This is a genomic window from Prosthecobacter debontii (genome assembly GCF_900167535.1).
GTDB classification, from domain to species: domain Bacteria; phylum Verrucomicrobiota; class Verrucomicrobiia; order Verrucomicrobiales; family Verrucomicrobiaceae; genus Prosthecobacter; species Prosthecobacter debontii.
In genome coordinates this window covers 58,039-82,218 of record NZ_FUYE01000011.1, presented here as the reverse complement: position 1 = coordinate 82,218, position 24,180 = coordinate 58,039, and the positions used below count along the sequence as shown (strand labels likewise).

Below are 24,180 nucleotides of genomic sequence, written 5' to 3'. Positions count from 1 at the left end.
GCCCAGTCCGTTTCAACCGGGCATCGCCACAGAGTTAGTGACATCCTTTGTCTTCGTCTGGCTGAACCATTGCGGCCCTACTTTGGGATCCGCAAGATCACGCAGCAGATCGAATACGGCTGAGCGGTAGTTAGGGTAAGGCTTGGTCTCTTCCGGCGTCTTGGGTTCCAGCTCCGATGCGCGGGCAGGCAGCTCGTAATGGTGCAGCCCTGCATGGCGATGATGCAGGCCGTGGAAAGGCTCGTGCAGCAGGCTGAAGGCCAGCAGCTTGCCAGCGATGCCTTCACTCACGATGCTGCGGGTCGCTCCAGTGGCCGAGGTGCCGCGCAGCCCGACATGCTCAATGTACTTGCGCCAGCTTTGCAGATTGGCCGCGAGCATCGCAGGGATGAGATACATGCAGAAGTAGTATTTCCACAGGCCAAACCAAGCGACGATGCTGACGACAACTCCCCAAAAGACCAGAGTGCCGATCAGTTCCTTCCAGATGCGTTTGCGGACCCGCGGGCTGCGGACAGTGGTGTCCTTGGCAAAGAAGCAGCGCAGGAACAAATAGGGCGTGAAGAACAGGCCCAAACACAACTCCAGAAAGGCCGCCGAGCAGCGGAACCAGCGGGGCTTGGAAGGATCATTGAAAGGCCAGAGTTCTTCATCCCGCTCCGTAGCCAGATACATATGATGCTTCTGATGCAGCACACGATAGAGCGTGAAGCTGGTGAGGCTTAACATGCCGATGAAGACGCCATCAAACTCATTGAAGGTGCGATTCTTGCGCAGCAACCCGTGCGAGGCTTCATGAAAGCCAATGAGCACACCGTGCATGAAATGCCCAGCCAGCAGTGTCGTCACGACGGTCAGCCAGGTGACGTCATAATAAAGAGAGGCGAACAGACCAGCCTGAATGAAGACCAAAATGAAGACCAGGATCTGAAAGGCCGAACGGCTGATCCAATGCGCTTCATGGGGATCGGCGAGATCGCCTTGGACATTCAGATTCAGCGGATCGGAGGATGTGGTCGATGCATTCATCACATTCGGTCAGGCTGTGAGGCTGGAGATGGCAGTGTGGGGAGAATGGAATACGTCTGCCAGCACCTTCTGATAGCGGCGATTGAGTTCTTCCATGTCCGTTTTGTCAAAAAGAGACGGACGATAGAGCCACACCACTTCCAACTCATCTCCGTCTTCAGTGACTTCGCAGGCGAGGTCAAAACGCGCCGTGCCGGTGGAGCGCATGCGCAGCTTAAACGCTAAGCTAGGAAGCGTGACATCAGGCACGGGATGGTTTTGCAGGGCAAACCGAACATCGAAGATCGGATTGTGCCCCTCTTCGAGTGCGAGCCCCAATGCCTTGGCCAATTCGGCAAAGGGCATCGCATTGGCAAAGCAGTCCATCGTTTGGTCTTGCATCGCCTTAGCCGCTGTCGCGAAAGGAAGTTGGGCATTGACCCGACCACGCAGAGGCACAACCCCTGCGAAGTAACCCATGGTTTCCTTTGCAGCGGCGTAGTTACGATTCGCCACGGGGCTGCCGACGATGATGTCGGTTTTGCCGGTCCATTGCGCCAGGGTGATCTGGAAAGCCGTGAGCAGCGTGTTGAACAAAGTGACCCCAATGCTCTTGGCCAGAGCTCGAATCTCGCGCGTGGCCTCAGGAGGAACGCTGGAGGCCCAGCGTGTGAGTTTACCCGAACGATCTTCTAGGTCCGCTGGTCGCTCCCACAGCCGTGGGATTTCGGTGAACTGCTCCTTCCAGAACTTGATGCGGGAATCCATCTCCGGTCCCGGTTGCCAAGCCGCGCGTTCAGTCGCAGCCCAGGCCGTGTAAGTCATGTCAGGCAGAGGCAGCGGGGTGCCCTTGCTCATCTTGCTCTGGAGATAAGCCCCGGCCAGATCCTGAACAAAGACACCCAAGGTCCAGCCATCGGCGATGGCATGGTGAATGGCAAAAACCAGCACCTGTCGGTTGGGACCTCGCTGAAGCATCTCAACGCGATAGAGCGGCCCACGCAGCATGTCGAAAGGCTGGCGGAAGATCTCTTCCATGACCTCTTCCAGTGCTTCTTGGGAATGCTGTTCGGGTGGCAATTCACGATAGTTCATCGCCACGGTGCCGGTCACTCGAATCATCTGAAAGGGCTGGCCTTTCCCCGGTAAGAAGGAAAGGCGCAGCACCTCTTGCCGCTCCACAACCAAACGAAGTGCCTCGCGGCAATCCTCCGGCGTGATGTGGCCCGTTACCTCAATGAAGGCACAGATGTGGTTCCCAATATCGCCAGGAGGAACCGGGGAGTTTTCCCAGAGTTCCCGCTGCGGCAGACTCAGGGGCTGGAGACGGATTTCACCGCTCTCCAGCCACTGTTTGAGATTGGCTCGGAGATCCTGTGACATTCGGACTCAGGCCTTCGCTTTGGATTTAGACTTCTTCGCCGAAGATGCCGTGTCAGACTTCTCCAGCGGAGCTGCTTTAGCGGCTGGTTCATCATCCAGCAGGCTGGCGATGTCGGCATCGGAGATGGCATCCAGATCGATTTCCTCCACGGAGGGTGCAGCCTCGACCACCGCCGGAGCGGCTGGTTTGGCTGGAGCCGCAGACCCGGAACCGGAAGCAGCGCCCAGGTGCTCACCGATCAGCGCAGCAAGTTGGCCGATGGTGCGGGCACGCATGAGGCTGGTCGGCGGTAGAGCCACGCCGATGGTGCTCTCGATGAGGTTTTCGATCTCCACCCCCATGAGGGAGTCCAGACCCAAATCCGTGAGCGGTTGGTCATCGCGCAGGCTGTCCGGTTTCACGCGGAGCACAGAGCCGACCACTTCACGGAGCGCCTGGGCAATGAGCCCCACACGTTCCTCGGCCGGTGCCGCATCGATCTTGCCACGCCAGTCGCTCGTGACTCCGCCAGATTCGGCACTGTCCACGCCTGCGGCGAAGATGTGTTCGAGCAGCGGATTCTCCTGCAGCCCGCGGAAGGACTGACGCCATTTGCTCCAGTCCACACGCAGGGCAGCCACCTGGGCAGAACCGGCGGTGAGGAAGGTTTCCAGCAGGGAAGTAACTTCACCCGGAGTAATAGCAGAGGTGCCCTGGCGGGCCAGGAACTCAGCCACCTTCTCGTTGCGGGCGACATATCCTTCACCACCCAGCACACCCCAGTTCACGGCCAGCGCAGGCAGTCCGAGAGCGCGGCGATGATGGGCCAGCGAGTCGAGGAAGGCGTTGGCACCGGAGTAGTTACTCTGGGCCGGGTTGCCAAACACACTGGAGATGGAGGAGAACATGACAAAGCAGTCGAGGTTCTGATCCAGCGTGCCTTCATGCAGCATCCAGGCACCCAAGGCTTTGGGAGCCAAGACGGTGCGCATGCGTTCACGGTTCAGCACACCCATCGGCGCATCATCAATGACCATGGCCAGATGGAAGACGCCTTTCAGCGGCACCTTAGCCGCCTCCACTTCCTGAAGCATGCGGGTGACATCCGCAGGTTCTCCGGCATCAGCCTTGATGATCTGGACATTGACGCCACGGCCTTCGAGATCCTTGACGAAAGCTTTCGCCTCCGCCGTGGAAGCACCGCTACGACCGACCAGGGACAGGTGACGAGCACCGCAATCGACCAGCCAGTTGGAAAGCACGCGGCCGAAGCCGCCGAAACCTCCGGTGATGAGATAGGTGCCATCGGACTTCACTTCAAAGCCCGGAGCCGGAGCTTCGCTGCGACGGTTCACAAACGCATCCGTGAAGGCAACCACTACCTTGCCGATGTGTTTGCCAGCCGCCATGAGACGGAAGGCCGCATCCACACGACCCGCCGGGAAGGAACGGAATGGCAGAGGACGCAGGGCGCGGGCCTCGACCAGTTCCAGCAGTTCGCCTAACAACTTGCGTGTCAGTTCTTCATCACCCCCGAAGACCGCATCCATGGCCACGACGTGGAAGGAAGCGTTCTTACGCAGGTGCCAAAGCGGGATACGCGAGTTTGAGTAGATGTCGCGTTTGCCGATCTCGATGAAACGGCCAAACTCGGCGAGGCAGGAAAGCCCCATCGGAATGGCTTCACCAGCCAGCGCGTTGAGGACTACATCCACACCCTTGCGGTTGGTGAGTTCCATCACCGCATCGGCGAAGTCCGCGCGACGAGAGTCAATGACGTGCTTCACGCCCAGTGTTTGCAGCAATGCACGCTTCGAAGGGCTGCCTGCGGTGGCGATGACTTCGCAGCCGAGATGCAGGGCGATCTGAATGGCGGACATACCGACACCACCGGCCCCGGCATGGACGAGGATCTTCTCGCCCTTGCGCATGCGGGCCACGTTGTAGAGCGCATGCCAGGAGGTCATGAAGACGACTGGCAGCGTGGCGGCCTCTTCAAAGGACATCCAGTCCGGCATCTTCACCACATCGCCTCCCCGAGCCAGGGTGTGCGTGGACAAACCGTAAACGGCCAGACCGAACACACGGTCACCGACGGTGACATGGCTGACATTCTTGCCAGTGGCGACCACGATACCGCCGACTTCGTCCCCAAAGATGCGCGCATCTGGGGTTTCTGCCGGATACAAAGCGAGGGCTTTCAGCACATCGCGGAAGTTCATGCCTGCAGCTTTCACTTCGATGAGCACCTCGCCATCGCCACAGACCGGCATGGTGAAAGGCGTCATGCGCAGCGTGTCCAGCATGCCGCGTTCGCGGGATTCCAGACGCAGCGGGACCTTGCTGTCCAGCGTCACTTCCTGCACGGGCAGACCGCGCTTGATGCGCTGCACGTAGCGGGCTTCACCACGGATGGCGATTTCGCGCTCGCCGTGTTCGCGGAGCAGTTCGTTCCAGAGCAACGTGTCATCGGAAGCGGTGGCTTCCGGTGGCAGGTCGAGGCCACGGCAGGCGAAGTTCGGATGCTCGCTGAGGATCACGCGAAAGACGCCGATGGACGGAGCCTGGGCCACATTCGTGAGGCCCATGTGCTCGCCCGCAGGCTGGGCACCACGGGTGATCAGGTCCATGCGCAGCTTGGCGGCTGGCGTGGTGTTTTCGATGGCCTGGGTCAGGTGCAGCAGAGCATCGATGCCCATGAGAGCGGCATCGCCCTCGCCTTTGCCCGCAGGTTCATCCAGGCTCCAGAGATAGGTCATGCGCTCCGGCGGCGTGTCGTCCGCGTAGGAAGTGACCAGCTTCATCCAGTCCTCCGGCGTGTTCGCACGCAGGGTGTATTCGTCACCCTTCACCGCGTATTCATCACCACGACGAGCGATGCGCACACGGGTTCCAGAAGCACCGAGCTGGATGGCCAGACGATCACCCAAACCGCCCTTGTCGGCGAAGATAAGCCAGGAGGCTTCGGTCGGTTGTTGAATCGTTGGTTCGGCGGCGGCCGGTTCTTTCCAGGCCTTGCGACCGAAGAGGCCAATCTGACCTTCGCCACCGCGCGGGGTTTTCAAACCGGGAACGGAGGTGGTTTCGCTGAAACCAACTTCCTTCATCGCCGCTTCCCACTTCTCGCGAGGCATTAGCGGTTGATCCGGGCGCAGATCGCGGTCGGTGAGATGCCACCAGCCGCTGGTGAGGCCGAAAACAGACTCCGTCCAAAGCTGCGGGCTGGCCACGTCCATGAAGACGAGGCTGCCGCCGGGTTTGAGCACTTCGTGGATGTAACCCAGAGTGGCGCGGACATCGGCCACGGCATGGATCACATTGGTGCCGACGACGATGTCATAGCTGTCTGGTTCGAAGCCTTGCTCCAAACCGGATTTTTCCAGGTTGAAGACTTTGTATTCGACCTCAGGGAAGGCCGCGAGCTTTTGGCCCGCCACAGAGAAGAACCCAGCCGAGACATCGGTGAAGGTGTAGGAATGCACGCCGCGTGGCAGCATCGGCAGTAGGTAGGCGCTGAGACCGCCGGTGCCTGCACCGACCTCCAGGATGCGCAGACCACGTCCTTCCGGCAGGTTTTTGGCAGCTTCCTGAACCGCGCTGGTGATCATGGCCATCCAGTGACTGGAGAGCAAACCATCACCGTAGAACTGATCGAGCAAGTCACTGTTGGAACCGCCGAAGAGCACCTGCACGGCATCTTTTTCACCCCGCAGGATCGGGCCTAGCTCCGAGCAGGTGATGGAGCAGAGTTGGGCTTCAGGAAGATGGCCCGGATGCTTGTCGAGGAACTGCTTGAGTTCGTTCGTAGAGGAGTCCGCCGCAGCATCGAACGTGGCGGTCGGCACGTGACCTTCGCCTTTCACCTGGAGCAGACCACGCTGGGCGAGATCGTTCACAAGATGTTTGTAAACACGGCGCATCGGCTCGGCCACTTTGAGCGAGTCTTCTGTCCAGACTTCACCCGCCTTCAAGCTGGAGGCCATGGAGCGTAGACCGCGGGCGATCTGAGCTGCGGCGAGGTCATCCTCGGAGGCCATCGTGGCCTCCAGATGATCGCGACCGCGCACCGCGATGACTTCCTCCAGGGTCTTCTGCGCTGCCTTCTTCAACTGCTCCAGTGAGACTGGGGCCAGCGGTGCAGGTGCTTCCGTGGTGGGGGTGCGTTCCCAATCCACGTGGTAAAGCAGATCGCGCGTACTGCTGGTGCCGGCACGACGTGCGGCGGCCATGCTGATGGCACGGAAGCCATCCACGAGGACACAAGGTTTACCGGCATCGTCGTAGAGACCGATGTTGCCCTCGATGAACTCTTCGTTGAACTGCACCACCTTGGCCTGGACTCGAGTCACTGCGCCTGGGGAGCGAAGGTAAAGGATACGGCCAAAGCGCACGGGAAGCTTCATCTTCGCCTTGCGGTCTTCGACCGTTTTGGATCCGGCCGAGAAGGTGTGCAGGGCACCATCCAGTAGAACCGGATGCAGGCAGTATTCACCCGCACGAGACGCGATGTTTTCCGACAGAGCCACCTTACCTGCGGCTTTGCCACCACCCGCCCAAAGTTCACGCACAGCGCGGAACTCGTCTCCATAACGCAGGCCGAGGTCGCTCATGTGCTGGTAGAAATCAGTAGTGTCCAGTGAGATCAGGCCCTCGGCAGCGCCTTCCCAGGTGGTGCCGTTGAAGATGGACTCCGTGCGTTCACCACGCATCGAACCGACCACATGCACGGACCAAGCGGCCCCTTGTTCAAACTTGCTCTGAATGGCGAAGGTGCGCTCATTCGGATCATAAGTGATCTCAAGCAGCAGACCAGCGGGGTTTTCTGGAAGGATCAGCGGTTTACGGATCTCGAAGTCTTCGATGGCGAACGGACGGCCCTCGAAATACTGCGCCCCGGCTTCCAGGATGAGTTCGACGAAACCAGCGCCAGGGAACACGACGTGGCTTTCCACTTTGTGATCCTTGAGATAGGCCATGTGGCGGTTGTCCAGGCGGGCGATCCAGGTCGGGATGGCGCGAGGAAGGCGGATATCCAGCATGCCTTTGCCACCAGCAGCCAGACGGCCTTCGCGCCAATCCGGGGATTCATTCCACCAGCGGGCTTTATCCCACGCATAAGTCGGTAGAGTATGCTGATAACGGCCAGGGGTCAGACCTTTGAAATCCAAGTCCACACAAGCCCGGTGCAACTCCATGGCAGATTCAAGCATATGCTCGTGTTCGCGGTCCCGACGTGCGGAGGCAACCACTGGAGCTTTCATGCCACGTGCGGACAGACATTCCTGAATGGAAACCGAGAGGGCTGGGTGAGCGGTGATTTCCAGCCAAACATCCACACCAAAATCAGCCAGTGCGTTGACCGCAGGAGCAAACATGACGGCTTGGCGAATGCCACGCCCCCAGTGATCAGCGTCACATTCCTTCCCCGTGATACGATCACCCGTGACCGTGCTAAAGAAAGGAACGATCTCCTCACGGGGCTGAAGGTCTTTCAGAGCCGCCACGAGTTCATCCGCCGCAGGCTGCATGAAGGCGTGATGGAATGGATGATCCACACGCACAAAGCGGGCAAAGACACCGTCGGCTTCCAGCTCCTTCTGAATGGCCTCAAGCGAGGCTTTAGGACCGGAGAGTGTCAGCGAACGAGGACCATTGAAAGCGGCAATGCTGACCACGCGATCATGCCGAGCAATGACCGCCAGGGCCTGCTCTTCATTGAGGCCTACCGCCAACATGGTGCCTGCACCGCGAGCGCATTCGTTCATGAAACGTCCGCGCAGGGCGATGACCTTGGCTCCTTCTTCGAGATTCAATACACCAGCGACACAGGCAGCGGCGATTTCACCGACACTGTGACCGACGATGGCCGCAGGGTGAACTCCCCAAGACTTCCACAACTCAGCCAGAGACACCTGCATGGCAAAGATAGCCGGCTGAGCGATCTCGGTCATGCTCATCTTCGAGTCCTTCTCATCGCGAGCGAGTTCTTCGAGCAATGAAAAATGCGTCCAGGGATCGAGCGCTTTGGCACAGGCCTCCATGGCCTTGCGGAAGACGGGCTCGTTTTTCATCAACTCACGGCCCATGCCCCACCACTGTGGCCCCTGACCACTCATGACGAAACCGACGCGGGCAGCGGTTTCGCGACGGGGAGAAAATCCGCTGCGAATGCTCGGCACCTCTTGGCCCATGCCAAAGGCTTGGAGTGCTGTAGCTGCTTCATGGGAACTCCGAGCGACCAGCGTCAGTCGATACTGATGATGATTGCGGCGTGCTCCCAGAGTGTAGGTCAGGTCAGGCAGCAAGGGGGAACTGCCATTGGACCTTTCGTGATCTTCAATCCAAGTGCCCAAACGGTAAGCATTGGCTTTCAAAGCTTCTTCAGAGCGGGCTGAAACGACCAGCGGCCAGGAGCGCTCGAAGGCCGACGCGGGCATTTTTACCTTGGGCTGTTTGGGCGCCTCCGCCACAATGACGTGGGAGTTCGCTCCACCGAAGCCAAAGGAATTAACCCCTGCCATGCGCACCGGGAGATGAGAGGGAAAGTCCTCCATCTCGGTCGGCACGCGTAGCTTCAGTTCCTTGAAATCAATGTGCGGATTCGGTGAGGTGTAATGGAGATTCGGCGGGATCTTACCGTGTTTGAGAACGAGCATCGCCTTCACTAGACCTGCCACACCTGCCGCGGTTTCCATGTGTCCCAGATTGGTCTTGACGGACCCCATGGCCAGCGGTTGGCCCTCTGGACGATCAACGCATAAGGCTTCTGAGAGAGCCGTCGCTTCGATAGGGTCACCTACAGCGGTGCCCGTGCCGTGCGCCTCCACATAACCGATGTGGCTAGGGTTGATACCCGCATCGATGCAAGCGTCTTTCACCAAGCGAGCCTGAGCTTCAGGGCTGGGCAAAGAGATACCATTGGTGTGGCCGTCTTGATTGAGCGAGCTGCCCAGAATGACACCCTGAATCGGATCGCCGTCAGCCAGGGCCTGAGACAGCTTCTTCACCATCACCATACCAGCGCCTTCTGCACGAACGAAGCCATTGGCTTCCGCATCGAAGGCCTTGCACTTCCCATCTGGGGAGAGCATGGAGGCCTGGGAGAATCCGATGAATCCCCCCGGTGTGATCATCACCGTGACCCCACCCGCTAAGGCTGTGTGACCTCGGCCAGTCCAGATGTATTCACAGGCGGCATGCACAGCGGTCAGAGCCGAGGAGCAAGCCGTATCCATGGAAACACTGGGACCTGTCAGGTTGAGCGAATACGAGATGCGGTTGGCCGCAATGGAGTGAGCGCTTCCCGTGGAGGAGTGCGCGCCAATCCCTGCAGAATCAAACGGTGTGCCTTGGATGATCTGGTAGTCGGTGTGAGACACACCCACAAACACGCCAATATCGGTTCCTTTTTCCAGATCCAGAACAATCCCTGCGTCCTCAATGGCTTCCCAGGCTGTCTCCAGAACCAGGCGCTGTTGGGGATCGACAAAAGGAGCCTCGCGCGGTGAAATACCGAAAAATTGGGGGTCGTATTGATCAATGGAGTCCAAGAAGCCTCCGCGTTTGGCGATGGATTTACCCGCCAGATTCGGCTCGGCGTCATAGAAACGCTCGACGTTCCAACGATCGGCAGGCACCTCACAAACAGCATCCCGCCCCTCCGCCAGAAGCTTCCAAAATGCTTCAACGTCATTCACGCCACCGGGAAAACGGCAGCCGATACCAATAATGGCGATTCCTTCTTTTTGCATGCAGGTTCGAGCGTAAGTGAAGATTCATTGGTTAACGGCAGACGGGATGACGTCAGGGTAACCTTTATCGAATCGGCTTTGCCTTGTGAGGTGCGCCTCCCATTTTCGGGAAAATTACATTTTTACCAGTCAGCCTTAATCACTCAGTCAGCGTTTCGGTTTGCCATCTGCCCTCTATCTCACCTTCTAGGCTGAATTTTTCTCATGCCGCACTGAAGGCAGAGGCGCAAGACGCCCGCCAGATGCGATATGAAGGTGAATTTTAGCAACCAACCTCCGAATTACCTACCCTAATGTGTGGCATAGCTGGCGTCGTGGATCTGGTCGGGCAGCGCCCGGTGCCTGATGAAGTCATTCGAAGGATGTCTCAGGCTCTCTATCATCGTGGCCCCGATGAAGAGGGGTTTTTCGTTCGCCCTGGCCTTGCTCTCGCCTCCCGCAGACTCAGCATCGTGGGCTTGGCAGATGGGCAGCAGCCCATGCACAATGAAGCGAAAACGGTCTCCGTCGTCTTCAATGGCGAATTATTCGATCATATCGAAAAGAGGGCTGAGTTAGCGGCTCGTGGGCATACCCTTGTTACCCATTGTGATACCGAGATCATTCCTCATCTTTGGGAGGAAAGCGCTGAAGGTGTCTTCGAAAAATTGCGTGGCCAGTTTGCTATTGCTCTTTGGGACGAAAGTGAGCAGAAACTTTTGTTAGGTCGTGATCGCTTTGGGATCAGCCCGCTTTACTGGACCCGGCAGGGCGACTGGCTCTTATTCGCTTCAGAAATCAAGAGTTTGCTCGCATCAGGGGCCGTGCCGGCAAAACCGGATCGCCGAGGCCTCGATCACATCTTTGCCTTTTCCGCGTTACCGGGCCCCATCACCTGCTTCGAAGGCATTCAGATGCTGCCTCCAGCCCACTTCCTCGAAGTGAAACCCGGCTGGGGCCGAACCGGAACGACATCAATCCAAGAGCGTCGCTATTGGGAAATGGACTTCCCAGATGCGGGTCAAGAAGAGCCGCACCCGAATCAACAGAAGCTGGTGGATGCCTTCGAGCAAGTCATGCTGAACGCCGTGGATAAACGGTTGCGAGCGGACGTGCCTGTAGGTTCCTATCTCTCCGGGGGTGTGGACTCCAGCATGATCTTGGCCTTAGCGTGCCACCTGCGTGGGAAGTCCATCTCGACGTACACCGTGCAGGTAAATGACCCAGCTCTAGATGAACTGAGTGCTGCCAGTCTTGTCGCCAAGCATATTGGGGCGCCACCGCCTGTCGTGCAGCAATTCGATCATCAGGATGCCATTGATACATATCCTGACCTGATCAAAGCCGCCGAGGCCCCTGTCATCGATACGTCTTGTGCCTCCCTGCTTCAGTTGGCGCAGAAAGTCCATGCCTGCGGTCAAAAGGTGGTCCTCACGGGGGAAGGTGCCGACGAATGGCTTGTCGGCTATCCCTGGTATAAAGCGGCTAAACTCGCCGGATATCTGGATGCCATCCCTGGATTGCGTCTCAGCGACTATGCACGCCGAGCTTTCCTCCGATTGAGTAAGGTGCCGCAGTTCCCGAAACAGTTTCGACGAAACATCGAGCAAACGATCGGCGGCCCTAACGCCTGGATTGATTCTTATGGTTTGTTAGGCCTGTCCCGATTGCGTTTTTACGGCGAGTCCATGCAAGGTGTTCTCGCCAATTCCAGCCCCTGGGCTGACCTCGGGCTGAATCTGGAGCGTGCTAAAAAGTGGCATCCTCTCAACCGGGGCATTTGGGTTGCCGGACGTGTCACCCTTGCTGGGCATCTGCTCCAGGCTAAGGGCGACCGCGTGGCCATGCACTCCTCGGTCGAAGTCCGTTATCCCTTCCTGGATGAAGAAGTCTTCGACTTTTGCTCCAAACTGCACCCCGACTGGAAGCTCCACGGCTTCCGTGACAAGCACCTGCTCCGCCTTCTGGCCGAGCGCTGGCTGCCGCCTTCCATTTATCAACGCGGCAAGGTCATCTTCCGAGCGCCTTTGGATAGCTTCCATCTGGAGCCTGAACCCGAGTACGTGCGGCAGCTTGTTAGCGAAGAATCCTTGCAGAGGACCGGCTATTTCGATCCCCAAGCCATTCGCCATTGGCGGCGCGCTTATCAGGAGATGCGGCCGGGTTCGTTACCCCGTCTTTCGATTGAGTTAGGTCTTGCGGCAGTCGTCGCCACTCAGCTTTGGCATCATCTCTACATCGATGGCAACCTTTGTGGATTGCCATCTCAGGCAGGACAGCATTATACTCAGGCTCTGGGATGAGGCACCTGCCAAAGCGCTAGCTCAACTCCTTGCGAATGGGCTTAAAGTTTAGCCAAAACGCTGCGACCCAGCGCCTTTGATTCTTCATCATCCTTTTCCACGCTTGGCATTTTCAGACCTTTAGCTAAAAAGCGTCGAGCTTCGCTGGGCTCCCCCATCTGCGCATAAGTGCGCCCGAGCTCAATGTAGTGAATCAGCCGTTTGGGATTGATCTCCATGGCCTTGGTGAAACATTTCACCGCATCGGCATGAGTCCCCTCAGGCAGTTTTTCATAAACGAGGGCTGCCAACGTGCGTTTCAGCCCGCTGATCTCAGCGACGTTCCGATGCCATCGGCCTAAGATATGCCACGCAAGATCATTGCGAGGATTGAGTTGAATGGCTCGCTCAGCGCCTTGACGAATGAGTTTAGAGCTTTGGACCTGCTCTTTCGCCCCCAGCAAAGGCAGCATTTTGCCGTAACTGATGGCGACCGAGAGTTGGGCGTCGGAATTCTGAGGTCCAAGTTTAGCCGCACGGTATCCATATTCCAAAGCCTGATTTCCGAGACGAAGCTTGTCTTTTTCAGACCTCGCATCAGCCATCAGATGCCGATACTGACGGGCAATATTTACCAAAAGATCCGCATCTGTGGGAGCCAGCCTCTCCGCTTGCAAATAGCAATCTAAAGCTCTTTGGCTCTCCAGCTTCGACTCATAAACACGGCCCGCTTGCACCCAATCTTGGGCACTTTGATTTTGAGCCTGCGTCCCCGTGCAGAATGCGAAAGAAAAGCATAAACCGGCAATCACATGCCTAACATCCAATAAGTTCATAAACGCTTGGAGGCCACAATGCGCCCTGCGTTCAAAAGTTCTGCTTCGCTCAAGCGAGGACCCACAAGCTGCAAGCTAGTCATCGGGATCTCTCCTTCTTTGAGGGGCACCGGAATGGCCAACGCAGGGTTGCCGGAAAAATTGAAACTCACTGTATTTTGCAATGCAAAGGTCGTGGCTTCAAAAAGCGCAGACCCCCCGAATCTGGGTATCGGCGGAGGTTGTTTCTTTAAAGTTGGCAAAGCGATGATATCCACCTGCTGAAACGTTCGACGGAGCCAGCGCTGCCAAGACGAGCGATTCTGCAAAGCCCGATCATAGCCACCGGTGAGATGCTCGACTTGGCCTAACAAAATGGTGGCTTTTGTCACAGCTGATACACCCCGTTTGTTTCGGTATTGATCATCATTCGTCCAGGCGTCTCCCACCGCAATCGTGAGTCCATCTTTCTGAGCTTGATCCCAGGCTTCTTTGAACCGTTCGTTGAGACGTATGACTTTAAACCCGGCCTTCTTCAAAGCAGCATCCACAGCCTGATCAATAGCGGGATCGGTGCCGTCCACATATAGGCGGCCTACGGTAAAGTTCCTTCCGGTCGGTCTATCCGCCACAGCTTCCGCATATTCCTTTTCAAACCCGCGTTTCAAAAGACTCATCCCCCGCACAAGGTTGGGAATATTTTTGGCCAAGGGCCCCACGGTATCCAAATTCTTGGGCGACATCGGGAACACCCCTTTGAGCGATACCAATCCAAACGTGGTTTTGAGACCATAGACGCCGCAGCAGGCTGCAGGGATGCGCACCGAACCTCCGGTATCCGTGCCAAAGGCCACATCCGCTAAGTTCGTGGCCACGGCAACGGCTGACCCGCTGGAGGATCCCCCCGAGATCACCCGATGCTTCCGATCCGTCAGTGGGCTGCGAGGCGTGCCGAAATAAGGATTCACTCCCGAAGACGTCACGCCAAACTCACTGGCATTGGTTTTACCAACGATATGCACGCCTCTCTCCCGAGCTATCTTCAGGCATTCGGCATCGCGGGTGGCCGGTGGATTGTGTTTAGCCACGTATTCTGAGCCGGCGCTGGTCACATAACCTTTCACATCAATGAAGTCTTTGACCGCCAAGCGCAAAGCTTGATTGCCTTCAGGAGCAGGCCAGTAGTGGATGAAAGCGTGGTCGGTGGGACCCCGGGCAGGCCGCGTGGCTGTGCAGCCATTGAGAGCCAAACTCACGAGAAGGACTCTCGCCATGCATGACGACAGGGGCACAAGACGCTGATGAAGATTCATAGAGGCTGAGCGTCAAAAGCCGAGAACTAGGAAACGCCGACCGGCGGTTTTCATTCGGGTGACTCGAAACTTTTAACACCCTCTTTATCGCTAGCTCCAAGCAAACTGGATGGGGCAATCTTGACCCTCCGTTCAGTTTCTCGCTAACGATTCAGACGCCAGATTTCGTAATTCAGTGACGACGCAAACGTGACCCAAGCGAGATAGGGGATCATCAAATTGGAGGCCACCGAACTCGCGGGACGGAACAAAAGAACGGTCATTAGAATCGCCACCCACAAAGCCGCAAGGACCACCAATGATGCGAGTAATTCATGGGCTCCAAAAAAGAGCGGTGTCCAAGCCGCATTCAGGCCGAGCTGAATGAAATACCAAGTCAAGGGCTTTGCCTGAAACTTAAACTCACCCTTTTTCCACACCAGCCATGCCGCAATCGCCATGACGATGTACAAGACAGTCCAGACCGGACCAAAAAGCCATGAAGGCGGATTCCAAGAAGGCTTTTCAAGGGCAGCATACCACTCGCCTGGCATCCACAGCGATCCCAAGATAGGAGCGCTGAAGGTCACCAGGAAAAAAGCGAAGAGTGCCAAAGCGGAACGTTTAGACGGAGTCATGATGCTCTAAATACGCACCGTAAGTCCTGCCTGAGCGTATTCAGCCAACGCCAGCCCGTCAGGCATCTTCAAGCCATGCTTTGCTGCACCGTCTTCATCGTGTCCGCCTGGCGTTGATGGACATACTCCATCGCCTTCTTCACTTTGGCCAGTGCGGCGGGATAATCGGCGTCAATGGTCAGCAGAGTCTCCTCCATTGTCTCGACGGGTGTTTCATCAAACTCCAGTAACCACTCGTTCAAGCCGATGTCTTTGAACATCCAGCATTTCGGGCTGTGAAACTCAGAATAGGTATGGATGATCGGTGTACCATTGGCCAGTGCGATGATCGGTGAATGAGGCTCGTGACAGACGATGGTATGGGCACGAGCAAAAACGGAGGCAGCTTCATCAGCATTCCAGAACTCTTCCAGGTTCACCACATTCGTCTGAATCTCAGGAGGCAGTAAATCGAAGATCAATCGTTTGTTATGCACCATCTCCTTTTTCACTTCGGGAGCGATGAGCACTTTCTTGCCGGTTTTCTGAACCCAGCGCGTCACCAGATCACGATACTTCGCAGCGCGCCGTTCATCGTCAGCAATCATCTCAGGTGTCGGATGCAAGGGATTGAGCGGCGGGTTATCCACCCCTTCATGCTTGGCGGTATGCGTCCGCAGTTGCAGCGTGATGAACTGTCGGTCCTCCAGTCCCAATTTCTTCAGGGTCGCGAGGCCGCGCTCATCATCGCGCACATCAATGCCGAAACAGCCGTCGGGGCCAAACTCGAGCACGGGTGTTTTAACCCCTGCGTTCTTGAGGATGTTCAGCGTCTTGGTTTCACGGCAATAGATGAAGGCAGCTGCATCCAGCAGTGCGATGCGTTCCGCTGCACCCTTTCCCTCCACCATGCTGGGGAAAAAGGATTGGCCGTAAAGGCCGTAGGGTTTGCCGAGCTTGTGGCAGTATTCCATGTAGTCTGTGCCTTGGCCCATGCCGGAATTGCGAATGAACAAATCGCAGTAAGCGATGGCTTGCTGGACTTCTTTGTCGGCAAGGGTGGTTCCTTTCAGGCTTCCGCGCACAATGTTCACCTTGGGAAAACGACGACGCAGCATCGCTTCCACACGCTCATCCAGTTTCATGGCCCAAAGCACCACATTCACTTGCGGTAGGTGCTCTTCTAAGATGCGCAGCGTGCCGGGCGTGTGGCCGATGTCACCGATATTGATGGTATCCCAAGCCGACTGAAGCAGAACGGTCTTCGCCTTTCCTGAAGCTGCAAAAAGAGAGCCTCCAAGAGCGGCAGTAACGGCGGAAATAAAAGTGCGGCGATCGGTCATCATGGGAAAAGGATAGTCTCAACATGAGGCCCTCAGCGAGCTTTTTTGGACAGTTTTTCCGACTCAAGAAAACATGGACAAGGCTACGCGAGAACGTGAAGTGATCTCTTTCGGTGTGCCGCCGAACAAGCGCTTGAACTCGCGGCTGAATTGCGAAGGGCTTTCGTAGCCTACACGATTCGCCGCCTCGGCGACAGGCACACCATTCACCATCATCACCTGAGCCTTATGGAGACGAATGGTCTGGAGATACCGCAGAGGTGGATAGGCCGTCACCGCTTTGAAGTTAGCATGAAACGTCGAGACACTCATCCCCGCCTCACGAGCCAGCGAAGGAACATCCAGCGTTTGATCATAGTCCAGATGCATACGCCGAAGCGCTCGCGCGATCTGGCCGAAGTTACTCTGCGGACTGGCTAAGGCTCGCAACGCAGGACCTTGACCTCCACGCAGTGCCCAGTAAGTCATTTCGCGAATGATCTGCGGGCCGAGGATCCGTGCCTCAACAGGAGAACGAAGACAACGGGCTAATCGAACTGCCGCATCATGGACTTCAGATGTAAGAGGCATCGCGTCAATGGCATGCCCTGTTGGCTCCAGGTAGGATGCAGGAGTATCCATATCCAGAAGCAGCTCAGCGATGGTGGTGGGACTGACCCGCACCGCCATTCCCAACATGGGCTCTTCCACAGTGCCAATCGTTTCACACTCGAAAGGCAAAGGCAGCGACAGCACAAGATAGTTACTGGGATCATAGGTGAAGACGCGGTTGCCTAACCGCCCCCGTTTACGCCCCTGTGCGATGATGACGATGCTCGGCTCATAGGATACAGGGGCGCTGGGGTAGGTCTCTGTGGAATACATTAACCGCACCTCCGGCAACGCCGATCCCCCAAAACCTTCTTCGCGAACGAGATCTCGTAATAACGCGGCTAGAGAAGAGTTTCGGGCGGGTAAAGCAGGTGCCTCTAGGGTGGTTTTAACGGTCCTCTTCATAGGATGATCAGACAATAGATTTGCCGTTTACACTCCCAAATATCCATGCATTCAGAGAATCAGGCAAGTATTCTAGATGAACGTGCCTTGTTTTTTCGGGGGGTGATGAGGCAGGGTTAGCACAGTTCCAAATCAGCTTTTGAGGAACTTCTAACGCCTAAACGCACACACCTCTATGAAATCGCAGAACACTAAAATCGCTCTCGTCACCGGGGGCAGTCGGGGTCTTGGTCGTAACATCGCCCTGCAGCTCGCCAAGAGCGGAAAGGACGTCATCCTCACCTATCGCAGCCGCCGCGAGGAAGCCCTCGCCGTCGTCGCTGAGATCCAAACCTTGGGGCGCCAAGCTGCCGCCCTCCCCTTTGAAGCGGCCGACGTTTCCGCCTTTCCAACCTTTGTCCAGAGCGTCGAAGAAACACTGCGCACCCAATGGGCTCAGGATAGCTTTCATTACCTGATCAATAACGCAGGCATTGATTCTTCAGCGCCCTTTGCTGAAACCACGGAAGAGAACTTCGATGCGCTTTTCAACATCCACTTCAAAGGCGTCTTCTTCCTGACGCAGAAGCTACTGCCTCTGCTGGCCGATGGCGGAGCCATCGTCAACCTGTCCACAGGTCTGGCGCGTTTCGCTGTTCCTGGTTATTCCGCCTACGCCTCCATGAAAGGTGCCATCGAAGTCTTCACCCGTTATCTGGCCAAGGAACTGGGGAGCCGTGGTATCCGGGCAAATGCCGTCGCGCCTGGGGCCATCGCGACAGATTTCACCACCGAGGCTTTCTCTCACCCAGGCGTGAAGGACTTCCTCGCTTCTCAGACGGCCCTGGGCCGTGTGGGCGAACCCGATGATATCGGCGGTGTGGTCGTCTTTCTTTGCACGGAAGAAGGCCGCTGGGTGAATGCCCAACGCCTCGAAGCATCAGGCGGCATGTTTTTGTAATGCCCATCTTATCCCTTCCCTCATTCAAACCTAACAACTCATTCATCAAACATTATGAACACGACTCAAACCATCCTCATCACCGGAGCCAGCAGCGGTATTGGCGAAGCTACCGCACGTCACCTCGCCTCTCTTGGGCATCGTGTGGTTCTCGGCGCACGCCGCACCGATCGTCTGCAAAAACTGGCTACCGAAATTCACACGGCGGGCGGGCAAGCGGAATTCCGGGCCCTGGATGTGACCAGCCTCCAAGACATGCAGGACTTCGTCGCTTTCGCGAAAGAGAAATTCGGACCGGTGGATGTGATCATCAACAATGCCGGGGTCATGCCCTTGTCGCCCCTTCATGAACTGAAGGTGGATGAGTGGAATCGCATGATCGATGTGAACATCCGTGGTGTGCTCCATGGCATCGCAGCTGTGCTGCCCGATATGCAGGCTCGTAAGAAGGGTCACATCATCAATCTGTCTTCCATCGGTGGACATCAGGTCTGGCCGACCTGTGCGGTTTACAGCGGCACCAAGTTCGCCGTGCGTGCCATCTCTGAAGGCTTGCGACTGGAGAATAAGGACGTGCGTGTGACCATCATCTCCCCCGGCGTTGTGGAGTCTGAACTGGCCGATACCATCTCCGATCCCGATACCCGCGCAGCCATGCATGAGTTCCGCAAGGTGGCGCTCACTCCCGATGCCATCGCCCGAGCCATGGCTTACGTCATCGCGCAACCTGCCGATGTGGATGTGAACGAAATCATCGTCCGCCCGACAGCAGGGGCACAATGATCGGAGTGCCAGTCAGGGCATGATTAAGGCGGAAGTCCGTGATGGCTTCCGCCTTTCTACATGGAGGGGAACAAATTCACCAAAAGGAACTGAGCGGCGTCGGTCTTTATCTCCGGCTGGTCCTGAAGGACGATACAAGAGACATTACCCTCCTCACATTTTTTCCGGATCTCCCGTGCATGCTGGATGCAGTGCAGCCACTGACCGCGATTGCGCGGTGCCTTCACCACAATGGAGTTGCCCAGCAGCAGAGGCGGATCGTCCTTGGTGATCCAGGATAGCATGTCGCATTCACGCAGAATGGCCTTTCCGGTCTCTGTCAGGAAATCCTGAGTGGAGGCCAAGTGATAAAACATGGCAGCCTCAGTGCCCTGGGTGCTGTATTTGGGTTTAGAAGGGCCCAGGAAGGCCTCCCAGCGCGAGATGTCGTAGGTAGCCTGGGGGGCATTGCAGACCGCACAGACGAGACGCGAAGACTCCCGAAGCACCGGATCCTTTGAACGCCGATCCGCCAGATCATCCCGAGTCGCCAACCACAGTGAGGTTCCAGCTCCCGCCGATTCGCCCATGGCCGCAAAGCGGGTTTTGTCCAGATTCCACTCGTCCGCTTTACTGCGCAGGAACTGCACCGATCGAGCGCAATGATGCAGGATGTCCTGAATGGGCATGTGCTCGATGAACGGATAATTGATCGCCGCGCAAGATACCCCCTGAGATAGCAGTTCCTGGAGAGCTTTGTCGTTTACCCACTCGCTCTTGTCGCCATGGTTAAATCCACCTCCATGGATCAGCACCACGACCGGTGTCGGACCTTGCATGCCCTTGGCTAGATAAAGGTCCAAACGATTGCGCTCGTGTTCACCGTAAGCCACCTCGGCAAAGTCCGGTCTGGGCGAGCCCCGCTTCGGTTTCACCACCTCTGACTTTTTGTTTTTTGCAAGGTAAGCCCGAGCTTCTTCCAGGGTCAGAATACCATCCTTATCGGCATCAGCCGCCGGATACTTCTTGAGTCCCTGACGCAGGCGTTCGTTATTTTCAGAGGTGAGCTGTGCATAACCAAGAGTGGTTGCGAACAGGGGAAGAAGGAAAATCAATCGTCGCATCATGATCGAAGGCGCACACGGTCAGCAGGATCTGCGCTACACGGCAGGCCAGTCTTTCGTGTCTGGGCCAACAAGAGACTCCTGGAGCACACCGGGCGTTGAAAAATGATCCGCGAACTCTTATCCCTGCTTCGCCGGCAAAAGATGCTGCATCAGAAACTGCGTTGTCGAAGTCTTCGGCTCCGGTTGATCCTGAAGAACGATGCACGCCACCTCCGAGGCTTCGCATTGTTTGTGCACGGCGCGGGCATGATGAATGCAGTGCAGCCATTCACCGCGATTGCGCGGCGCATCCACCACCTGGGTGTTATTCACCAGCAAAGGTGGATCGCCTGGGGTGATCCAGGCGAGCATGTCGCACTCCCGTAGGATCGCTTTGCCAGCCTCGCTCTGCATGGCTTCCAAAGTAGGCAGGTGATAAAAAAGCGCGGCCTCAGTTTCACTGCCGAATTCCGGTTTGGCCGGGCCCATGAAGGACTCCCAGCGCGAGACATCGTAGGTGGCTTGGGTGGCATTGCAGACGGCACAGCTCAGGCGGGTCGATTCGCGGAGAATCGGGTCTGTCGCCTTTGGGTCGGCCAGATCATCCCGCGTGGCCAACCAAAGGGAAGTGCCTGCTCCTGCGGAGCCGCCCATGGAGGCAAAACGAGTCTTATCCAGATTCCACTGGGCGGCGTTCGCACGCAAAAACTGCACGGCACGGGTACAATCCCTCAGGATGTCTTGGATCGGTTTGTCCGGCAGGAAGGGATAGTTCAGCGCAGCACAGGAGATGCCATTTTCCAGCAGTTCCTTGGTGGTTTGATCACTGGCCCAGCGGCTTTTATCACCATTTCGGAAACCACCCCCGTGAATCATGATGACGAGCGGGGTTGGGCCACTCGTGCCTTTGGCCAGATAGAGATCCAGCTTGTTGCGCTCATGAGCGCCATAGGCCACGTCCACCACATCGGCCTTCAGGGCACCCTCTTTCGGGGTCACCTCTCCCTTCAGAACTTTTCGTTTGGCGAGGAAGGCTTTGGCCTCCTCCAGGGTGAGTAGGCCATCCCCATTGGTATCAGCTTCAGGGTATTGCTTTAAACCCTGGCGCAGGCGGGCGTTGTTCTCCGAAGTGATGGCCGCCTGGGCGAAGAGGGCCAAGGACACCAGAGAAAAAGTGCAGAGGAAAAGGCTGAATTTCATCCGAGATGAAACCTTACCTCAAAAGGCTGGTCGCGGTCTGCTAAAAAAAGAGGTCTTCAGCGAATCACCGGCACCCCGAGGAGATTCAAATCCTTGTCTCGCAAGCCGATGAGCACGCTATTCCCATTGGGGTCCACTTTCAGCTCCCCATACCGAGCGTTATCATAAAGCTTGGCTTGTCGTTCCTGAAAAAAGAAAGACTCCGCCCCGATCTGAATACCCTCGCGATCTCGATAAACCAAAAGCTGTTCATCTGCGGCCAGGTCACCGTCCTGATGCAGACGCAGTCCGGTGCCTACCCCGCGATCATCGAGCTTCAGCACGAGGAGCCCGCTGGCTTTCGGCGCTTCTTTGATCTCTGATGCCAGTTTGTAACGCAGCACCATGTAATCCCCCTGCATGAGAGATCGCGGATCGCGCGGAGCCAGTTCCAGCAAGACGGTGCGGCCCTCAGCCACCGTTTTCTCCTTCTGCCAAATGAGGAAATTCAAGGCCCCGAGCAGCAGAAGCGCCCAGAGAATGACAACCGCGTTTTTCATGACACAGCCTCCGTGGATGAGGATAAAGTTTCAGATCGGCCTAACATTTGACGAAGCAGCAGGAACAAAACACCACTGCCAGTCACCAGCAGTGATTTCTCTGCTAGGCTGATGTTGAGGGCATAATAAAACAGCACCAGGAAGCCGGTGAGGAACAAGTGCCCGATCACCGATAGACCAGGCTCATCCCGACTGCGGGCCATGTAGAGGAGCAGCATCGCTACCAGCACGCCGACAGCCCCCAACGCTGCGATGATCACCACCACAACTGCAAAGCCCATAAACCAGGGGCGTGACCAAACAGCTAGGCCCCCATGCTGATCTGCCACAAGCCAGAGCAAGATCGCACCCAGCATGAGGCTGGAAGGCCACAGCGGTGTCGATGACATCTGCCACCATGTGATGCCATGGAGCAACTCGATGAGCAGAACCACACAGGGCAGGGACAAGATCGCCGCCCACGCGACGACATCGAGAACGTCGGGACGTCCCTTCCAGGTCCAGAGAAAGCCGGTGGCAACGGCGAGAAATGCGATGATCCCGTGTAGCCCATGCGGCTGCTGAAGAACGATCAGCCACGTCGCGGCGCAGGCAGGCACAGCCACCAGACTCAAAAAACGGCCTGTGATACCCCGAAACAAGATGCAGGTCACCGCAGCCAAGATCACCTGTGTGATCGTCAGCGACTCAAAGAAAAGCTTTTCGGAATCCAGAGACATGGCCACCCCGGCATGGATCATTGCATGCCCGGCTAAAAGCAGGCTCAAGGCGAGCTGACTGGGAAACACATGGGTCGAACTGCGGCTGACCGCAATCGCCGCACCCAAGAGCATGAGCCCCACCACAGCACTACCCGGAACGCTATTGAACGCACCAGTCATCGCTAAAAAGGGCAGCAGGAAGAGCGCTGAAAACCACGCGCCCACCCCACTGAAAAAGGTCACGATCCATGGCTTCTCCTCCTGCGCATGCAGAGCCTGGAGTTGCTGATGCAAGGACTCCGTCGGCATCAGAGACGGCACACGTTCCGCGAGTTCACGCCAAGTGAGGTTAGGAGTCTTCATCGGGAGAGGTGCTTCATGGATTTGTATTCGTGGGCCAGCCAGACCGTCAGCCCCGCTGTCGCGGCGACCACAATGATAGAGAGTAAAAAGAAGGCGAAATCGTCATCGAGCTCGACGATCCCACGACCGATGACACTCACGGCAAACACCGCCGCATTGGCACACACCAAAGCGACACAGGTGAAATCTCGCCGCCGGAAACGGAAGTAAAGATACCCTGCTGCAGTGATCAGCATCCAAGCGGGTAAATAAGCCACGCGATAAGCATGCTCACCAGCTCCTGAGAAGACAAAGGTCAAAGCCGGTATGATGAAAAGCACGAGAACTGCCGCTACCAAAAGCGTGCGCAGCCAAGCTCTGCTTCCGGGTGGATTCACCCACTCGCGAACAAAAAGGGCAACCAAGTTGACTGCGGCCAGAGACATGAGCGCAGCGTCTTCCGTCCACTTCCAGGCCGGGCCTGCGACTTGACTCCAAAACAACACGATCCCTACCTGTAGGATCACCAACCAGAGGGCCCATAGACCTTCAAAGCCAGTCGCTAGTACCCCAATCAATGTCAGCGCGGCCCATCCGGTAAAGAGTTGATAAGCATCCGCTCCGGTCTGGTAAATCTGCCCAAAGACGGCCAGGAAAACGCCTGTCATCACCACCGCCGCCAACATCATCAGACGACCTCCCAGTTCACGCAGGCCCAGCTTCAAGGCGGTTAAAACACAAAGCAGCAGAGCCCCTTGAATCAGACCCAGTTTTTCAAATCGGCCCATGCCCTGCCAATTCCATGCGAAGAAGAAGACGATCCCTGACAAGACCAAGGCCATACCAATCAAGGCCAACTCCAACCTCAACCAGGTGAACCAGGCAGCCGGAGGTTGCAGCAGCTTTTGCGCCTCCCGAAAACCATCTTCCGTGAGTAGCCCCTCCCGCCGCCATTGCAGCAGCGTTTTCAGGCGGATAGGTTCATTGAGAGGATCGGAGGACATAAATGAATTCTACGGGAACGTGCGATAAAACCAGACCCAAAGGATCATCCAGATGGAAAATCATTCCGAAGAGACCGTTAGGCGAGAAGAATTCACGCGATGAATTAAAGTATTTACTTATTGCATCCCTAGATGAGATG

The 24,180-nt window shown here is 56.8% G+C and carries 16 protein-coding genes; 3 read left to right on the top strand and 13 right to left on the bottom strand.

Annotated elements, in window-relative coordinates; translation table 11 throughout:
* Positions 1 to 12: 12 nt before the first annotated feature.
* From B5D61_RS16215 to B5D61_RS16205, 3 genes are read right to left on the bottom strand one after another with little or no spacing between them, the layout of a single operon-like run.
* Positions 13 to 1,029, bottom strand: a complete 1,017-nt coding sequence (locus B5D61_RS16215; RefSeq protein ID WP_078814463.1) for a fatty acid desaturase family protein — start codon at positions 1,027 to 1,029, stop codon at positions 13 to 15.
* Positions 1,030 to 1,038: 9 nt separating this feature from the next.
* Entirely contained in the window at positions 1,039 to 2,391 is a 1,353-nt protein-coding gene (locus B5D61_RS16210) for a condensation domain-containing protein (RefSeq protein WP_078814462.1), read from the bottom strand.
* A 6-nt stretch (positions 2,392 to 2,397) separates the two neighbouring features.
* Positions 2,398 to 10,122 (bottom strand): type I polyketide synthase, encoded by a 7,725-nt coding sequence (locus B5D61_RS16205; protein WP_078814461.1) that lies wholly within the window; start codon positions 10,120 to 10,122, stop codon positions 2,398 to 2,400.
* Positions 10,123 to 10,415: 293 nt separating this feature from the next.
* On the opposite strand from B5D61_RS16205, the gene asnB reads away from it, so the two are divergent.
* Complete coding sequence (gene asnB, locus B5D61_RS16200; protein WP_078814460.1) at positions 10,416 to 12,404, top strand: asparagine synthase (glutamine-hydrolyzing); 1,989 nt, start codon at positions 10,416 to 10,418, stop codon at positions 12,402 to 12,404.
* Between the two features lie 41 nt (positions 12,405 to 12,445).
* On the opposite strand, the gene B5D61_RS16195 is transcribed toward asnB, so the two are convergent.
* The 5 genes from B5D61_RS16195 to B5D61_RS16175 form a co-directional block, all read right to left on the bottom strand.
* On the bottom strand, positions 12,446 to 13,219 hold the full coding sequence (locus B5D61_RS16195) for a tetratricopeptide repeat protein (protein ID WP_078814459.1): 774 nt from the start codon (positions 13,217 to 13,219) through the stop codon (positions 12,446 to 12,448).
* Positions 13,216 to 14,472, bottom strand: coding sequence for an amidase (locus B5D61_RS16190; protein ID WP_078814458.1), 1,257 nt, complete (start codon positions 14,470 to 14,472; stop codon positions 13,216 to 13,218). Before B5D61_RS16190 ends, B5D61_RS16195 begins: the two co-directional genes overlap by 4 nt.
* Before the next feature lie 182 nt (positions 14,473 to 14,654).
* Entirely contained in the window at positions 14,655 to 15,128 is a 474-nt protein-coding gene (locus tag B5D61_RS16185) for a TspO/MBR family protein (protein ID WP_078814457.1), read from the bottom strand.
* Between the two features lie 68 nt (positions 15,129 to 15,196).
* Positions 15,197 to 16,453 carry a polysaccharide pyruvyl transferase family protein gene (locus B5D61_RS16180; protein ID WP_078814456.1) on the bottom strand — a complete coding sequence of 419 codons (1,257 nt, stop codon included), beginning with the start codon at positions 16,451 to 16,453 and terminating at the stop codon, positions 15,197 to 15,199.
* A 60-nt stretch (positions 16,454 to 16,513) separates the two neighbouring features.
* Positions 16,514 to 17,446 (bottom strand): AraC family transcriptional regulator, encoded by a 933-nt coding sequence (locus B5D61_RS16175; protein WP_078814455.1) that lies wholly within the window; start codon positions 17,444 to 17,446, stop codon positions 16,514 to 16,516.
* 175 nt (positions 17,447 to 17,621) lie between these two features.
* Here B5D61_RS16175 and B5D61_RS16170 point away from each other — a divergent pair, with 175 nt between their 5' ends.
* Both B5D61_RS16170 and B5D61_RS16165 read left to right on the top strand, forming a co-directional pair.
* Positions 17,622 to 18,386 carry an SDR family NAD(P)-dependent oxidoreductase gene (locus tag B5D61_RS16170; RefSeq protein ID WP_078814454.1) on the top strand — a complete coding sequence of 255 codons (765 nt, stop codon included), beginning with the start codon at positions 17,622 to 17,624 and terminating at the stop codon, positions 18,384 to 18,386.
* Positions 18,387 to 18,440: 54 nt separating this feature from the next.
* Entirely contained in the window at positions 18,441 to 19,169 is a 729-nt protein-coding gene (locus B5D61_RS16165; protein ID WP_078814453.1) for an SDR family oxidoreductase, read from the top strand.
* Positions 19,170 to 19,225: 56 nt separating this feature from the next.
* Here the strand turns inward: B5D61_RS16165 and B5D61_RS16160 are convergent, their stop codons facing one another.
* From B5D61_RS16160 to B5D61_RS16140, 5 genes are all read right to left on the bottom strand, one after another.
* A complete protein-coding gene (locus tag B5D61_RS16160) occupies positions 19,226 to 20,275 on the bottom strand; it encodes an alpha/beta hydrolase (protein WP_078814452.1) in 1,050 nt (349 codons plus the stop codon).
* Positions 20,276 to 20,392: 117 nt separating this feature from the next.
* On the bottom strand, positions 20,393 to 21,454 hold the full coding sequence (locus B5D61_RS16155) for an alpha/beta hydrolase (RefSeq protein ID WP_078814451.1): 1,062 nt from the start codon (positions 21,452 to 21,454) through the stop codon (positions 20,393 to 20,395).
* A 56-nt stretch (positions 21,455 to 21,510) separates the two neighbouring features.
* A complete protein-coding gene (locus B5D61_RS16150) occupies positions 21,511 to 21,993 on the bottom strand; it encodes a GDYXXLXY domain-containing protein (RefSeq protein ID WP_078814450.1) in 483 nt (160 codons plus the stop codon).
* The gene (locus tag B5D61_RS16145) at positions 21,990 to 23,057 is read right to left on the bottom strand and encodes a DUF4401 domain-containing protein (RefSeq protein WP_078814449.1); all 1,068 of its coding nucleotides are present in this window, start codon (positions 23,055 to 23,057) and stop codon (positions 21,990 to 21,992) included. Before B5D61_RS16145 ends, B5D61_RS16150 begins: the two co-directional genes overlap by 4 nt.
* Positions 23,054 to 24,040 carry a DUF2157 domain-containing protein gene (locus B5D61_RS16140; protein ID WP_078814448.1) on the bottom strand — a complete coding sequence of 329 codons (987 nt, stop codon included), beginning with the start codon at positions 24,038 to 24,040 and terminating at the stop codon, positions 23,054 to 23,056. Before B5D61_RS16140 ends, B5D61_RS16145 begins: the two co-directional genes overlap by 4 nt.
* Between the last annotated feature and the right edge of the window lie 140 nt (positions 24,041 to 24,180).